This window comes from Urechidicola sp. KH5, assembly GCF_054661455.1.
In genome coordinates, this window is the sequence record NZ_BAAFSW010000002.1 from 168,120 (window position 1) to 185,121 (window position 17,002).

Genomic DNA, 17,002 nt, shown 5'->3' on the forward strand with positions numbered 1-17,002 from the left:
TAGTGACCCTATTATTGAATTTCTAAATATATATAGTTGATATGAAGAAATTCAAAGATCTAAAAAAGTTGAAATCTTAATTAGAGGATTTGGCTAGAAACACAAACTAAAACTAAAAAGGGAGCAATTAGCTCCCTTTTTAGTTTTTTACTTATTTTTTCTCAGCATACAGCTCTAGAAGACTCATTGTAGCTTTAATAAGATCCTCAGTCTCTAATAATATACTAAAGTATAATGTTGTGTTTTTCGGACTAGATTCTGTGCTTCTAGTTCGTTCTACTTGCATTTGAGTATAATCAATTACATTTTCAAGTAACGCTTGTTTCTGATCGAGTAAAGACTGTAATTGATCAAAATCTCTTTCTGCAAAAACTTTACTTGTTTGGTGCAATAAAGCATCTAAATCAGTATCGATAACTTTTAATTCTTTAGATTGATTTTTCTTTAATGCTTTGTGATTGTTATTAATGTGCTTATGCGAAACTTTAGATATAAATCCAACAGATTGTGCCATATCCTGCAAATCACCAATTACATCCATATAAAACTTACTTGCGCTTACAGAAGTATCATCGAGGTTTTTAATAAAATAGAAAATATTATTCTGTAAATCTTCAATTTCACCTTCTAGTTTGGCTACAGTTTTTCTTGTTTTCTTAAGTGCAACTAAATCTTGAGTAATTAACCCATTAATAGAGTTTCTATTAATTTTTGCTACACGATTCATTACTTTGGCAATATTATCTGCACTTTCTTCAATAACGCCATCTACAGACCTACTTTCAGATCTACTTAAGCTATCTTCTGCTTGATCTTCTTTCTTTTTCTTTATATGCTTAATCGAATTTCTTACCAGTAAGATAATTGCCAATAGTAAAAGTACAGGAACCATTACTTGCTTATTCCAATTAATTAAATAGGCAATTGTACCTGATGCAATAAAAGCAATAATAGCAGTTCCAAACCAACCACCGATTACATTCAGAACACCTGCAACGCGATATACAGCACTTTCGCTACCCCAAGCTCTATCTGCTAATGAGGTACCCATTGCCACCATAAATGTTACATATGTTGTAGATAATGGTAATTTGTAAGATGTAGCAATAGAAATTAAGATACCTGCCACCATTAAGTTAACTGCAGCTCTCACCATATCAAATGCTGGTAATTCGTGTGTCCTACCTTGCGGTAATTCTATGACAGGTTTTTTAAATTGTTGTTCTATTTTGTTTTGAATAGAATTTGGAATAATAAATTGCAAATACTTAGAGGCAGTCATTGAACTTCTTACCAAGCCTCTGGATAAAAAATTTGGTTGAAAACGCTCTTTTGTTTCGCCTTGACTCGATAAATCAATAGATGTTTTAACAACTTCTTTAGCTTTGCTGGAGAACCATAAAGTTAATACCATGATTACACCGGCAACAAACAGTAAGGCCGTTGGTGTTGGTACTTTAGCATCCAAAATATCCATTTCAAAATTCATTGCTGATACTCCTGAAGAAACCCATGCCTCATAAGATTGCCACGCAGCGATAGGTACTCCAATAAAATTTACCAAATCATTACCAGCAAAAGCCAAGGCTAATGCAAAAGTTCCTACAGCAATAATTAATTTATAGATGTTAATTTTAAAAACGTTAATGAACAAATATGAAAGAATTGACCAAATAGTAAAACTCACAATGACTATTTGTAATACATTGTTCTCTAAATAATCTTTAATTGTAACGCCACCTATCGCATCAAATTTAACCTTTGCCACATCAGCTCCTTTTATACCTTTCATTAAGATAAAATACACCATAGCAGTTAAAGCAACGCCACCAAAAAGAGCACCTACCCATTTGGCTTTCTTTTCAAAATCAAAAGACAATAATACTCTTGAAATGTATTGAACTATTGCACCTACACTAAAAGCAACTACAACAGAAAGTAAAATGCCGAGAATAATTTGTGTGGCTTTTTCTGTATTAATATACTCAGTAACCATAGCCATCTCTTGACCCGTTGTGGCAACCTTAATAATTGCCATTGCTACAGCTGCACCTAACAATTCAAATACAATAGATACTGTTGTAGAGGTTGGCATACCAAGGGTATTAAAAAAGTCTAATAGGAGTATATCTGTAATCATTACAGCCATAAATATGACCATGATATTGTCAAAAACAAACATGTCTGGATTAAAGATACCTTTTCTTGCGACCTCCATCATACCACTTGAAAATATGGCGCCACAAGCAATACCAATACTTGCAACAATCATGATTGTTTTAAAAGAAATTGCTTTAGAACCAATAGCTGAGTTTAAGAAGTTAACGGCGTCGTTACTTACGCCAACCACTAAATCTGCAATAGCTAAAGCAGCTAAGGCAATAATCATAAAAAGATAAATATTATCCATTGGTTAAATTTAAAACATTCTGCAAAAATAAATTTAATATAATTTTCTAATGTTAGCTTAAAGTTATGGTTTCTGCTAAAAATGTAGCTCAAACTGAAGTCTAAACATAACGTCTTCACTAACACCTCCAAGGGTTAGATAACTCAAATCTGACTGAACTTTTAGTTTATGACCATAAATATATTTGGATGCACCCAGTGTATATTGATTACTAATAGCTTTTTCTTTTAAATCGATTCTAGAATAGCGACCTGTTATTTCCCAATTTTTAGGAAATAAATAGCCACTGTGCATATTAAAACCATTTCCTTCTTTAACAGCTACACCAGTTTCTGACCCATCAGAATTTCTAACAACAGGATCTTTTGCATCTCTATAGGCATATTCTACCATCGTAGAAAACCCTTTGTATTTATACATGGCATCAACAAATATGGTAGTAATGTCGGTTTCATGTAGACCGTAATCAGTCTCCATATATATGCCTCGATTACTTAAATTTCTTACTGCACCTTTATTGTAATCATAAGATACACCAACAGCCAATTTAGGGGTTTGCTCTCTTTGTAAAGAACTACCAACATAGTCTCCTTTTTTAGCAAAGGTGCCAAATGGTAAAAATTCAAGTCTTCCTGTATATTGATGCCCCCCTAAATTACCGGTTACTACATTTCTTCCTTCACCTTGCGCTAAAGAGAAGATTTCTCTTACAACAAACTTTTCAGACAACTTAAAATGATGTCTCACTTGAAAACCTATATCACGATCAATGTTAAAATTATCATTAAGAAGCGAACGATCTACTAGCTGCATGTCACCTGAAGAAATAACACGCTCTCTGTTACCTGGTAGTTTTGTTTGACCAACCCAAAGTTCAAAATTTTTATAAAAATTCCAAATGATAACCGCGTCTAAAATAAATCTAGCAGTGTTGGCAGAATATTTTGTGATTCCAGCCATATCTCTTTTAGAGATACCAAATTCAAACTTGTAAAGGAGTTTAGGAGAAAAAGCGTAGCCATCAAATTTTAAACGAGCTCTTCTAATAAGAAAACTTGTGTTAGAGGCATTGTCATTCCCTTCTTCTAAATCCCAATTGGATGTGGCTAAAAATTGAATTCTCGGAGCAAATTTTATAAGAAAGGTGCTGTCTCTAGCAACAAAATTAACCAGACCTTTTCCAAATGTAGATTTACCTTTTTCTTGTGCAGATATGAAAGAAAAACAACTCAAAGATAAAACGAGAGTTAGAAAGTATTTTATCATTGTAGATCTGAGATTTTGGTAACGGTAAAGAATACACATCAATGTTAAGCAAATGTTAACTAGAGGTTAAAAATACAACAAAAAGGAAGGGCTATCAAAGAGACAGCCTTTCATACTTCTAATCAAGTCGACAAAAACTAATGATTCTAAAAGGATATTTTAATAGTTATAACCTCAAGGATGAACACAAAACTCATGTAATTGTGTTTTATAATGGTAACCATAAGTTTGTTTAATTATTAATTATTACGCTAGAAGAACCCTAGAGTTTGTTATTGTTAAAAATTTTAAATAGCTGATAAACAAATGAATAAGATTCCAATGTAAAATTAATGTTAATAAAATGTTGCTAGAAAGTAAAAATGTTTCTATATTGCACTTGAAATTAAAAATAGTCGATTTATGAAAGGAGCAGTATTATTAATGTTTGTGTTTTGTTCAAGTTTGGCTTTTGCGCAGAATTCTACTGTTGAATCAACATATGAGAAAGATGGAGGATTGGTAGCTGTGACTACGTATCATGAAGATGGAAGTGTTAAGGAAACAGGTTTCTATAAAAACAAGAAGTTACACGGAGAATGGGTAAAATTTAATCTAGAAGGTGTAAAAGTTGCGCGTGCTTATTATTCAAATGGTAAGAAAACGGGTAAATGGATGTTTTTAAACAATGGTGTTTTAACAGAAGTAGATTACGATAATAACAAAATTACGAACGTTTACGAATGGAATAACAACGATAATGTTGTTATTAACTAAAACAATAAACGGTTTAGATTAAATTAAAAAGCGGCTTATCAAATTTGATAAGCCGCTTTTTTTCAAAATTACATAAATGATTTGAGGATAAATCCTCTTTTTTAATTACTCTACTGTCCAACCGGCTCCCCAAGTAGCATAGTCAGTTGCTGTACCATTACCGTCTCCTGAAATTACATCAGTATCCGTAAAAGTCTCACCAGTATCATTTTTTAATTTAAGGTTTACATCTGTAAAAGTTATGTCTGTAATACTTGTGATATCAGATGTTACACCTACACCAGTTTCCATATCATCCATATCGATTCCTTCGTTAAACCCTTCGATCCACACATTATTCATGATTACTCTAGTTCCAGCTCTTAAACGAATAGCTTCGTTACCTGTACCTGAACCTAAACCATAAATTGCAAGGTTATTTACTGTAGGAGTAGACCAAAATACTGGATTTGAGTTGTTACCGATATCAGTATTGTATCCATCTGCCTCAATACCTTTATCGTGATCAGCACCGTGCATAACATACGCATGGTTAATTGTACCAGAATATCCTTCAGTCCAGTCTATAGAATCATCTTGAGCATCAACAACAGATAAGTAACTAACATTAACTGATCCGCCAAAGAATTCAAAGCCATCATCTAAACCTTCGTACATTTGAACGTACTCAACAGTTGTAGAATTTCCAACTCCATAAAAAGAGAAACCGTTGTTTTCTGATTGACCATCAGCTTTACCTCCAGAATATTCAACACGAACATAACGTAAGATACCAGAATCATCATCTGCCACATTTCCACCATAAGGTAAAGACCCAATTTCAGAAGTAGCCGTTTCTGTACCACCTGTTACAGAATTAATAGGTGCTTTTCCTAATAAAATTAAGCCACCCCAATCTCCTGCAGCAGGATTGTTTGAATTAGAAGTAAAAACGATTGGTTCTTGTGCAGTACCTTCTGCCATAATTTTAGCGCCTTGTGAAATGGCAACATAAACATCAGAACCAGAAGATAATGCTTCAATTGTCATACCTGCAGGAATAGTTAAAGTTGTTCCTTCGGCCATTACTAACGGTCCATTAACTAAATAACTATTATTGCTATTTAATGTTAAATCTTGTGTGTAAGTACCAGATATATTTATCACATCATTAGATGGAGGGTTTGATCCGCCTCCATTATTTGTTGTACTGTTGTCATATATTATAATGTCAGCAGTATCGTCATTTCCACATGACATAAGCATTAGCGAAGCAGCTAATAGGGTAAGTAAGGATTTCACAGTCGTTTTCATTTTTTTAAGGATTTAATTATTCGTTTAATATTTTAGAATTTGTATTTAAAAGACACACCCATATCAACTCCTCTTTTGTAGCTACTCAATAGAATAGTTTCTCCTTGAGTACTTTCTCTGGTAATTTGAATATTAGGGTTTAATAAATTTTTGGCACTTAGATTTATTTCGAAATTTTGATCTTCTCCCAAAGTGTTTCTCCAAACAAAATCAAGTGATGCAAAACCTTGCTCTACCATGTTTGCTAATTGTCCTGATCCTAAGGCAAAGATTCTATCATCAAAATAGTTAGCAATTAGATTGAAGTTTGAATTAATGTTTTCTCCAAAGGTTGTTTTAAAGTTTACATCGGCATTTAAAATAAACGGAGAAGCTCCTTGTAATTCTTCTTTAGATTTAGAAAAACTTGTACTATAAGAACCACTAATAGTACTATATAAATCTTGCTCGGTATGCATATACGTAGCATTTAAACCACCAGTTAGCATAGGCATTTCTTCTGAATTGTAAAGAATGTGTTTTCTAGCTTCTAACTCTACACCAAATACCATTGCTTTTTCTCCAGTTCTAAAGTAACGTTGCGTACCAGTTGCGTCGTTAGCAACAACTAGATTTACAGGATCTTTTATTTGCTTTGCAAAACCGGCAAGCGAAAACATTTGCCCTTGCCCCATAAACCACTCATATTTAACATCAAAGTTTAAAATATCTGAAAAAGAAACATCTTTAACATTGGTATAATTAAGCCCATCTTGATGTCCTAATAAATCAGGGTTACCACCTACTCGTTGTGTTACACCTTCGTACACATATGGAGCCATTTCTTTAAACTCTGGCGTAGATACTGTTCTACTTCCAGAGAAACGTAAATTAGAATCTTCTGTTAGAGAATATCTAATATTTAAGCTTGGTAAGTAAAATGCTTCAGTAACTTTAAGAGATGCTGGGTTGTTTACTAAGTTAATTACGTCGTATGAGATTTCTTGTTGAAAAGACTCAGCTCTAAATCCAGGAACAATCAACCATTTTTCGTTTGGTGTGTATTCAAATGATACAAACCCACCATGAGCATCTAAATTACCTGTGTAGGTATTTTCTGGCAATCCTGGTCTATTTGTAGAGCCACTTCCATTACCTGGTGCGATCGGACGGAAAACATCTGTTTGGATTAAACTGTCTAAAATGTTTTGCGTGTTGAATATAGAATTTAAATTATCTGGATTTACAATTAAACTTTCGTCAATATTCTTGTAACCGTAACGAATATTTTCAAATTCTCTTTCTTTAGTACGACCATTATATCCAACTAACATTTTCATGTTTTCAGAGAATTCATAGTTGATTTGTGCTCTACTATTAAATTCTTGATCTTCCATTTCTTGAAAATAACGTTGATTATCGAATGAGATATTTGTAAACAATACAGGGTGTGTATTTGGGTCGTTATCTAAATGATAGAAATAATCTTCTATAGAAATACGTTTTCTATCTGGTTCATGAGAATACAAGTTGTTGTAACCCATTGCCCAGTCTAATTCTATTTTATCGTTTAAACTATGTTCTCCAATTAATTGGTTAACAAATACCAATTCTTGATTGAACTGAACATTCATTTGGTAGAAACCTCTCTCTGTATCAACTAAAGAACGCGACTCACGATTGTAACCATCACCTTTAGTACCGTAATAACCAACCTCATCGCCTGAGCTGTTAATAAACATTGAGTTGTACTTTAACTTGTGGTTTTCATTGAATCGATAGATTGCAGCACCAAGTAAAGTTGTATTTGTACTAAACTTATAGCGATCTACATTTGGAAAGCTTTTGTTAATGGTTGTTCCAAAATCAATCTCACTTCCTTCATAAAATTCATATTCTGTTCCAAAAGAGCCAGAAATAAATAAACTTAATCTAGAGTCGTTTTCAAAGTTAAAAGACGTTCCTGCAGAACCAGCTATTGAATACCCAATTGGTAGTCCTGCACTTGCTGGGTCAACTCCATGAGTTACAACAACTGCAAATGGGTTGTGATCGTAACGATTATAGTAACCCCAACTACCAGTACCTTCACTTTTTACAAAGTCTTTTCCAGCAGCATTTGAGTTTACACTTGTACCTACATTTAGGTCGAAAAACCCATCTCCGGTGTATTCTTTTGAGCTGATATTTACATTACCCGCTGAGAAATCTCCATAAAACTTTGGAGAGTATGATTTACTAATAGAAATGTTTTCAATGATATCTGTTGTAAATAAATTTAGGTCGATATTCTTTTTATCAATACTATTTGAAGGAAGTGTTAATCCATTAAAAGTAGTATTAAGGTATCGATCACCTAAACCGCGTACATAAACATTGTTAGAGCCTTCTTCTTGAGAAACACCTGCAACTTTAGAAACGGCACCTGCAGCATCGCTCACACTTTTTTGTGCTAATTCGTCTGCACCAATAGATGTAGTTACCTCTGTTGCGTTTTTTTGTTCTGTTAAAAGTGCTTGTACAGACTGTTTTTTAGTTGTTGCAACAATCTCTACTTCATCAAGAGCAACTCCTTCACTAGCTCCTAAAGTTGTATCTGGTACTTCGGTAGTTTCATCTGATGTTACAACAATTCCTTCAATTTCAACCGTTTCGTATCCAATAAAACTAAATACCAAAGTATATGTACCGGGAGCCACACTAAACGTATAAACTCCATCAAAATCTGTGGTGTTACCTATTTGCGTGTCTTTAATAAACACATTGGCAAAAGGCAAAGTTTGGTTATTCATTTCGGCATCCAATACCTTACCTGTAATAATTCCTTTTTCTTGAGAAAATGCTGTTCCGCATACCAGCACAAAAAATAGAATAAAAAGCGAATGTAATTTCATTAATATTTGTCTTTGATTTTCTTGTGCAAAGAACATTTACATGTGTAAAGTGAATGTTAACCATGAATTAAAATAATGTCATTAGTATGTTTCTTTTATGTTAACAGATTTCACTCCTAATTTCTATCCAAAAAATGTATCTTGCGTTGACCTTAAAATTCATATTTATGCGTTGGGAACAACTTCTCTCATTAAGCCGTAAAGGCGATAAAATCAAGCGATTAAGAAAAGATCAAGACGAAACAAGATTAGGATTTGAGGTAGATTTTGACCGCATTATTTTTTCTGATTCTTTTAGATCGTTACAAGATAAAACCCAAGTTGTACCACTTTCGCAGACCGATTTTGTTCATACACGCTTAACACACAGTTTAGAAGTTAGTGTCGTAGCTCGCTCTTTAGGAAGAAAAGTTGGTGTTAAAATTTTAGAAAAATACCCAGATTTGGTTGCTCAAGGATATCGTGCAAATGATTTTGGAGCTATAGTTGCAACGGCAGCTTTGGCACACGATATTGGAAATCCTCCTTTTGGACATTCAGGAGAGAAATCGATAGGTGAGTTTTTTAAGTCTGGAAAGGGCCAAATGTACAAAGACCAGTTAACCCCAAAAGAATGGCAAGATCTTATAGATTTTGAAGGAAATGCCAACGGATTCCATTTGTTGACACAATCGAGAAAAGGAATTGATGGAGGCTTGCGCTTGAGTTATGCAACTCTTGGTTCATTTATTAAATATCCTAAAGAATCATTGCCCAAAAAGCCAACAAAGCACATTGTAGATAAAAAGTATGGTGTTTTTCAAGCTGATATGCCAGCATTTTTAGCGCTTGCAGAAGATTTGGGGTTAATATCAAAAAGCACTACAGATATTTCTTATTTCAGACATCCACTTGCGTATTTGGTGGAAGCTGCAGATGATATTTGTTATACCATAATTGATTTTGAAGATGGTATTAATCTCGGATTAATTGACGAAGAATATGCTTTAGAATACCTCATCAATTTGGTGCGAAATACCATTGATAATAAGAAATATTACGCTTTAGAAACCACAAAAGACAGGGTAAGTTATCTAAGAGCTTTGGCTATAGGCAATTTAATTGAAGAAGCTGTTTCAATATTTATTCAAAATGAGGTAGCTATTTTTAAAGGTCACTTTGATCATGGATTACTAGATAAATGCAAGTATGAAGCTCAAATTAATGATATCATTAAAATAAGTGTAGATCGCATTTACAAGAGTAGAGAAGTCGTAGAAAAAGAGATTTCTGGCTACCGAATAATTGCTGAATTGTTAGAAGTGTTTTCAGAAGCCGTATTAGCAACCAATAAGGGAGATGCTAACAATTATCACAAATTGGTTACTCGATTATTCCCTCAAGAGTTTATGCAGCAAGCACAAGGTAGTATCTACCTACAATTATTGGCAGTTTCAAGTTTTGTAGCTTCATTATCTGATAGCGCTGCCATTAATTTACACAGTAAAATTTCAGGGACCAATTTAGGCTAACATCTTTTTAATTGTAGCTATAATGTTTTGAGAATCTATTTGAGCTATTTCATGCAATTGCTCCACAGTTCCATGCGTTACAAAGGTATCTGGAATACCTAGTAACTGAACAGTATTTTTATAATTATGGTCTGAAGCAAATTCTAAAACAGCACTTCCAAAACCACCTTTTATTACACCATCTTCAAGTGTCAATATGCGATCGTAAGAATTAAAAATAGAATGCAATAATTGGATATCTAAAGGTTTTACAAAACGCATGTTAAAGTGAGCAATAGTATTAGGCTCAAATACTTTTGTTATAGCATTCATTTTTTCACCAACAGTGCCTATAGTTAAAACAGCAATTTTTGCTCCTTGAGTTAATTGAATTCCTTTGCCAATTTCAACCGGCTCGAATGGAACTTTCCACTGTTTTAAATTCCCTCTTCCTCTAGGATATCTAATCGCTACAGGACGGTCTAAGCCTAATTGAGCTGTATATAAAAGTTGGCGTAATTCTATTGCATCCATAGGTGCTGCTAAAATCATATTAGGTATGATTCTTAAATAAGCTATATCAAATACGCCATGGTGTGTTGGTCCGTCCTCTCCAACTATTCCGGCCCTATCCAAACAAAAGATAACTGGTAATCTTTGTAATGCTACATCATGAATTATTTGATCATAAGCACGCTGTAAAAAAGTAGAATAAATGTTACATACTGGTATCAATCCTTCACATGCCAATCCTGCGGCAAATGTAACCGCATGTTGTTCTGCGATACCGACATCAAATGCTCTTTCAGGAAATTCTTTTAACATGTATTTTAAAGAACTTCCAGTTGGCATAGCTGGAGTAATACCAACAATTTTTTCATTTGCAGTAGCTAACTCCACTAAGGTGTGACCAAATACATCTTGAAATTTTGGTGGAAGATGGTCTTGGTTTTTAGGTAATATCTCTCCCGTTTGTGCATTGAATTTTCCTGGTGCATGGTATGTTATCTGATCTTTTTCAGCCTTGGCTAAACCTTTACCTTTGGTAGTAATAACATGTAAAAACTTGGGACCTTTAATATTTTTTAAATGATTTAAAGTGTGTAACAAGGCATCCATATCATGACCATCTATAGGCCCATAATATTGAATACCTAAAGCTTTGATGATGTTGTTTTTTCGAACAGATTTACCTTCTTTTACATTGGTTAAATACTCCTTTAAGGCACCTACGCTGGGGTCTATGCCCATGGCGTTATCATTTAAGATTATTAGCAAATTTGCATCGGAAACTCCTGTATGATTTAGCGCTTCAAATGCCATGCCTGAGGCAATAGAGGCGTCTCCAATAACGGCAATATGATGTTTGTTTTCTCCTTTTAAAGTGGCAGCAATGGCCATACCTAAAATGGCAGATAAAGAAGTAGAACTGTGCCCTACACCAAAAGCATCAAATTCGCTTTCGCTTCTTTTAGGAAAACCAGCGACTCCACCAAGTTGCCTATTGGTATGAAAAGCGTCTTTTCTACCAGTAATTATTTTGTGGCCATATGCTTGATGACCAACATCCCAAATCAGATTATCATTTGGTGTATTGAATAAATAATGCAGTGCGATTGTTAATTCTACAACACCTAAGCTTGCCCCTAAATGCCCTTCTTTAGTAGCAACTATATTGATAATAAAATCTCTTAACTCTTGAGCTAATTGTGGTAATTCTTCTGGATTTAATTGTCTTAAATCTTCAGGATTGTTGATATGTTGCAGCAAATTTTTTTCCACTTAGCAAAACTACGACTATCTTTGTTGGATGCAAAATCCGTTTGACGACAACTACTTTATGAAACGCGCTTTACAAGAAGCAGAAAGAGCTTATGATTTAGGCGAAGTTCCAATTGGAGCAGTGATTGTTTGTAATAATCAAATAATAGCAAGAGCGCATAATTTAACCGAAACTTTGAATGATGTTACAGCACATGCAGAAATGCAAGCTTTTACCGCTGCAGCAGATTTTATTGGAGGAAAGTATTTAAAGGATTGTATTTTGTATGTTACCGTAGAACCTTGTCAAATGTGCGCAGGAGCTAGTTACTGGACACAAATTGGTAAGATTGTTTTTGGATCGAGAGATATACAGAGAGGTTGTATTGCAATGAGTACTACATTGCATCCAAAAACAAAAATGATTGGTGGTGTTTTAGAAGAGGAATGTGGAAAATTAATGAAGCGATTTTTCGTTGAAAAGCGAAACCTAAATTAACGTCGTTTTTCGTTTTCTCTCATTTTCTTGAGATTTTCGTTGTTGATAATGTAATCTTCCATTTTCTTGTCTTTCCATCTATAATATGAGAATAGTGGAATAGCAACTAAAAACAAACCAGCCACACCAAATCCTATAAATTTTTGAGAATAGGCAGTAGTAACCAAATAACCATAAGCTATTGATCCAAACGCTGCTAAAAATAGGATGGCAATAATATACTTTATCATAAGGCAAAAGTACTACTTAACTCGTAACTTCAACTAATTTGCTACGATAAACAGATAACAATTTTGATTTAGAAATGAATCCGTGGTATTTGTTGTCTTTAATTACAGGCAAATTCCAAGCGCCGCTGGATTTAAACTTTTTCATAATCACAAATATCGAATCTTGCTCGTAGTATATAATCTCAGGTGCATTGTGCATTAAATCTTTTACAATCACAGATTCATAGAGCTCTGTATCAAACATAATACTTCTAATATCATCTAAAAGAATGACACCTAAGAAATCATTTTCTTCACTAATTACGGGAAACAAATTACGAGATGATTTTGCAACGGCTTTTTTTGCTATTTCCCCTAGAGACATTTCTGGATATAGCTTGACAAAATTACGTTCTATAATTGGGTCTATTTTAAGCATCATTAGCACATTCTTATCTCGGTCATGCGTAATGAGCTGTCCTTTTTTTGCCAATTCTGAAGTGTAGATAGAGTTACTTACAAAATACTTAGTCATAGCAAATGAAGTAGCGGCCACAATCATTAGCGGTACAAAAAGTTCATATCCACCTGTAATTTCTGCAATTAGAAAGATGGCCGTTAATGGAGCATGCAGAACTCCTGCCATTAACCCCGTCATACCTACAAGGGTAAAACTAGATTCGTTTACACTAAACCCAAGACCAATATTGTTAATCACTTTCGCTACAATATTGCCAATGGTACTGCCCATAAATAAGGTTGGAATAATAATACCTCCAACACCTCCAGCAGCAAAAGTGGTTGTCATGGCAATTGCTTTAAAAATGGTAATCCCTATGAGTAGCGCCATAACAATCCAAATATTTGATAAATCTGCTTCAAAAGGTGTTAGGTTTAAAGCACGAATAGAATCTCCAAGTAATAGATCATTCATTAATTCAAAGCCCTCACCGTATAATGGAGGAATAAAAAAGAGTATAGTCCCTATAGCAATACCCCCAATCATAAGTCTTTGAAGCGGAGTTCTTATTTTTTTAAATAAGTTCATGATATAGAAATACATCTTATTGAAATAAACGGATGCCAAACCGGTACCTAAACCGAGAATAATGTAGAATATCAAGTCTTTAATTTCGAAATTAACTTGTAAGTCAAATCCGAAGAATCTATTGGTGCCAAGAAATAAATAAGATGTTATAATGGCAGAACTAGAGGCTAGCAAAAGGGGGATTAGCGAAGCAAAAGCTAAATCCAAACTAAAAATCTCAATAGCGAAAATTATGGCGGCAATTGGTGCTTTAAACATGGAAGACATAGCCCCAGCTGTGGCACAGCTAATCAGTAGCAATCGAATTTTTGGATTGATGCGAAAGAGTTGCGCAAGATTTGACCCTATGGCAGATGCTATACTAACCGAGGGTCCTTGCAATCCTACAGAACCACCAAACCCAACAGTTATTGGAGCAGCAATAAGGTTTTCAAAAATTTTAATGGGTCTAATAATTCCGTTACGCTTCGAAATCGCATAAAGTGTGGAGGTAATACCGTGGCTGATTTTCTTATTTAATACGTAACGCTCGAACAAAAAGACCAGCATTAACCCAAGAATTGGGAAAATAAAAAAAAGGGCAGTTTGATAATCTTTTATGAGTTGCCCTTTCAGTAATAATTGAATGTAATGCGTTAAGTTTTTTAAGGTAACAGTGCCTAAACCAGCGAGAAGACCAACTAAGACACTTAAAAAGTAAACAAAGGTTCTGTCAGAAATATTCTTGTATTTCCAAATAAGAAATTGGCGAAGTAATGGTTGTATTCGATTTAACATTATTCGGTTTGAAGTCCGATTAATGCTGCTGATTGATTAAGCTAGATTAAGCGGACATTTTTTACATTGACGCTTTCCTTTCTTTTTATACTTCTTACAACACTTTTTCTTTTTTCCTCCACAATCTAAAGGGAAACTTTCAACACAAGCCCAAGAACAACTTAGTTCTAAAGGTTTCTCAACATTCAATTTCTGCATCTATTTTAAATAAATCTAAATAAATGCAAAGGTATAAGAACTTTTGAAATTAGCCCTATACTTCAGTGTTTTTAACATCTAAATTTTCTATATCTCTATCAAATAAGTATAAGCCTCCTTTATCGTTGCCAATAATTTTAAACTTATCTAATATAGTGCGTGCTAATGCTTCTTCTTCTATTTGTTCTGCAACATACCATTGCATGAAATTGTGTACGGTATAGTCTTTCATTTCCAAGCAAAGGAAAACGACTTTATTTACATGGTCCGTAACTTTTTCTTCGCTCTCTAAAAATTTTGAAAATAAATCTTGTAACGATCCAAATTCAGCTTGAGCTTCTTCTAATGCGGGTATTACAGCCTTGCCACCACGTTCGTTGATAAATTTTATCAATTTTAACATGTGCATACGCTCTTCTTCAGATTGGTTATAGAAAAATCCTGCAACTCCATTAAAACCATTTATTTCTGCCCACGAGGCCATGGCCAAATATTGCATAGATGCAAATCCCTCTAACTTCACTTGGTCATTTAATGCTGCTTCTACTTTATCTGATATCATTTTGTCTTTCTTTTAGAGTTTATTTTCTCAAAGTTAGGTATCAACTGTCGTATAAACAAGTTGAACGATTCTAAATAAAAATCCAGCTAATGCGGGATTTTTATTTAGCTTTTAGATTGAGTTTTAAACTCAATTCTGATAATTGTTCGTCATCTATTGGTGCAGGTGCATCAATCATAACATCTCTTCCTGAATTATTTTTTGGGAACGCAATAAAATCTCTAATAGTTTCTTGTCCTCCCAAAATTGCCACCAATCTATCCAATCCAAATGCAAGTCCACCATGTGGAGGCGCTCCGTATTCAAAGGCATCCATTAAGAAACCAAATTGGGCTTTGGCTTCTTCTGGGGTGAATCCTAAATAGTCAAACATTAAAGATTGAGTAGCTTTATCGTGTATTCTTATTGAACCACCACCGATTTCATTACCGTTTAATACCAAATCGTAAGCATTTGCTTTCACAGCTCCAGGATCTGTTTTTAATAACTCAATCTGACCAGGTTTTGGTGAGGTAAATGGATGGTGCATTGCATGGTAACGCTCTGTATCTTCGTCCCATTCTAACAATGGGAAATCGATAACCCATAATGGTGTAAATTCATCTGATTTTCTTAAACCTAAACGTTCAGCCAATTCCATACGTAAGGCACTTAATTGTGCTCTTACTTTGTTTGTTGCACCCGATAATACACAGATCAAATCACCTGGTTTAGCTCCTGTAACTTCGGCCCATTTTGCTAAATCTTCTTGATCGTAGAATTTGTCTACAGAAGATTTAAATGAACCATCTTCATTACACTTTACATATACCATACCTAAAGCACCAACCTGTGGGCGCTTCACCCAATCAATTAATTTATCAATTTCTTTTCTGGTATATAAAGCTCCACCAGGTACAGCAATACCTACTACTAATTCAGCTGAATTAAATACTTTAAAGTCTTTATGTTGTGCCACTTCATTCAATTCGCCAAACTCCATCCCAAAACGAATGTCTGGTTTGTCATTTCCGTATTTTCGCATGGCCTCGTCAAATGTCATTCTAGGGAAATCACCAACCTCAACACCATTTAATTCTTTTAATAAATGTCGTGTTAAACCTTCGAATGCATTTAAAATATCTTCTTGCTCAATAAACGCCATCTCACAGTCAATTTGTGTAAATTCTGGTTGTCTATCAGCACGTAAATCTTCATCTCTAAAACACTTTACAATTTGAAAGTATTTATCCATACCACCAACCATTAGCAATTGCTTGAATGTTTGAGGTGATTGTGGCAACGCATAAAACTGTCCCTCATTCATTCTACTTGGCACGACAAAATCTCGAGCACCTTCAGGAGTAGATTTAATTAAATATGGAGTTTCTACTTCTACAAATCCATCGCTAGATAAATAGTTACGAACTTCTTGAGTTACTTTATGACGGAAGATCAAACTATCTTTTACCGGATTTCTTCTAATATCTAGGTAACGGTATTGCATGCGCAATTCCTCTCCACCATCGGTTTCATCTTCAATAGTAAAAGGAGGTGTTTTTGCTTGATTTAAAACAGTTAACTCAGATACTAATAATTCAATTTCTCCTGTTGGAATATTTGGGTTTTTAGATTGACGCTCAATTACAGTACCCTTTACTTGAATTACAAATTCACGTCCTAAAGTTTTGGCAGTTTCTAAAACAGCAGCATCTGTTCTTTCTGTATCAAACATCAATTGGGTAATGCCGTAACGGTCTCTTAAATCTACCCAAACCATAAAACCTTTGTCACGTACTTTTTGTACCCAACCTGCTAAGGTAACCTCTTCATTTACATTTGCTAAACGCAATGCGCCATTGGTATGACTTCTATACATAT

At 34.2% G+C, this 17,002-nt stretch carries 12 protein-coding genes; 3 read left to right on the top strand and 9 right to left on the bottom strand.

The window, feature by feature from the left end:
- Window positions 1-151 precede the first annotated feature (151 nt).
- Window positions 152-2,410 (bottom strand): inorganic phosphate transporter, encoded by a 2,259-nt coding sequence (locus tag ACYQ5R_RS05370; protein WP_460189891.1) that lies wholly within the window; start codon window positions 2,408-2,410, stop codon window positions 152-154.
- A gap of 75 nt (window positions 2,411-2,485) precedes the next feature.
- Window positions 2,486-3,676, bottom strand: a complete 1,191-nt coding sequence (locus ACYQ5R_RS05375; protein ID WP_460189892.1) for a porin — start codon at window positions 3,674-3,676, stop codon at window positions 2,486-2,488.
- Window positions 3,677-4,078: 402 nt separating this feature from the next.
- Here ACYQ5R_RS05375 and ACYQ5R_RS05380 point away from each other — a divergent pair, with 402 nt between their 5' ends.
- Window positions 4,079-4,432 (top strand): toxin-antitoxin system YwqK family antitoxin, encoded by a 354-nt coding sequence (locus ACYQ5R_RS05380; RefSeq protein ID WP_460189893.1) that lies wholly within the window; start codon window positions 4,079-4,081, stop codon window positions 4,430-4,432.
- Between the two features lie 105 nt (window positions 4,433-4,537).
- On the opposite strand, the gene ACYQ5R_RS05385 is transcribed toward ACYQ5R_RS05380, so the two are convergent.
- Together ACYQ5R_RS05385 and ACYQ5R_RS05390 are read right to left on the bottom strand one after the other, a co-directional pair.
- Window positions 4,538-5,725 (bottom strand): multidrug transporter, encoded by a 1,188-nt coding sequence (locus ACYQ5R_RS05385; RefSeq protein WP_460189894.1) that lies wholly within the window; start codon window positions 5,723-5,725, stop codon window positions 4,538-4,540.
- Between the two features lie 32 nt (window positions 5,726-5,757).
- Window positions 5,758-8,598, bottom strand: coding sequence for a TonB-dependent receptor (locus ACYQ5R_RS05390; protein WP_460189895.1), 2,841 nt, complete (start codon window positions 8,596-8,598; stop codon window positions 5,758-5,760).
- Between the two features lie 167 nt (window positions 8,599-8,765).
- Between ACYQ5R_RS05390 and dgt the strand changes: the two genes are divergently transcribed.
- A complete protein-coding gene (gene dgt / locus ACYQ5R_RS05395; protein ID WP_460189896.1) occupies window positions 8,766-10,109 on the top strand; it encodes a dGTP triphosphohydrolase in 1,344 nt (447 codons plus the stop codon).
- Here the strand turns inward: dgt and dxs are convergent.
- The gene (gene dxs / locus ACYQ5R_RS05400) at window positions 10,101-11,870 is read right to left on the bottom strand and encodes a 1-deoxy-D-xylulose-5-phosphate synthase (RefSeq protein ID WP_460189897.1); all 1,770 of its coding nucleotides are present in this window, start codon (window positions 11,868-11,870) and stop codon (window positions 10,101-10,103) included. The genes dgt and dxs overlap by 9 nt on opposite strands.
- 28 nt (window positions 11,871-11,898) lie before the next feature.
- On the opposite strand from dxs, the gene ACYQ5R_RS05405 reads away from it, so the two are divergent.
- The gene (locus tag ACYQ5R_RS05405; protein WP_460189898.1) at window positions 11,899-12,348 is read left to right on the top strand and encodes a nucleoside deaminase; all 450 of its coding nucleotides are present in this window, start codon (window positions 11,899-11,901) and stop codon (window positions 12,346-12,348) included.
- Here the strand turns inward: ACYQ5R_RS05405 and ACYQ5R_RS05410 are convergent.
- The 4 genes from ACYQ5R_RS05410 to aspS all read right to left on the bottom strand — a co-directional run bounded on the left by ACYQ5R_RS05410 (window position 12,345) and on the right by aspS (window position 17,000).
- The gene (locus tag ACYQ5R_RS05410) at window positions 12,345-12,578 is read right to left on the bottom strand and encodes a hypothetical protein (RefSeq protein ID WP_460189899.1); all 234 of its coding nucleotides are present in this window, start codon (window positions 12,576-12,578) and stop codon (window positions 12,345-12,347) included. The two genes, ACYQ5R_RS05405 and ACYQ5R_RS05410, sit on opposite strands and share 4 nt — an antisense overlap.
- Window positions 12,579-12,594: 16 nt before the next feature.
- Window positions 12,595-14,382, bottom strand: a complete 1,788-nt coding sequence (locus ACYQ5R_RS05415; protein WP_460189900.1) for a chloride channel protein — start codon at window positions 14,380-14,382, stop codon at window positions 12,595-12,597.
- 253 nt (window positions 14,383-14,635) lie between these two features.
- Window positions 14,636-15,142: a ferritin gene (locus ACYQ5R_RS05420; protein WP_460189901.1), complete on the bottom strand. Its 507-nt coding sequence runs from the start codon at window positions 15,140-15,142 to the stop codon at window positions 14,636-14,638.
- A 100-nt stretch (window positions 15,143-15,242) separates the two neighbouring features.
- On the bottom strand, window positions 15,243-17,000 hold the full coding sequence (gene aspS / locus ACYQ5R_RS05425; RefSeq protein WP_460189902.1) for an aspartate--tRNA ligase: 1,758 nt from the start codon (window positions 16,998-17,000) through the stop codon (window positions 15,243-15,245).
- Between the last annotated feature and the right edge of the window lie 2 nt (window positions 17,001-17,002).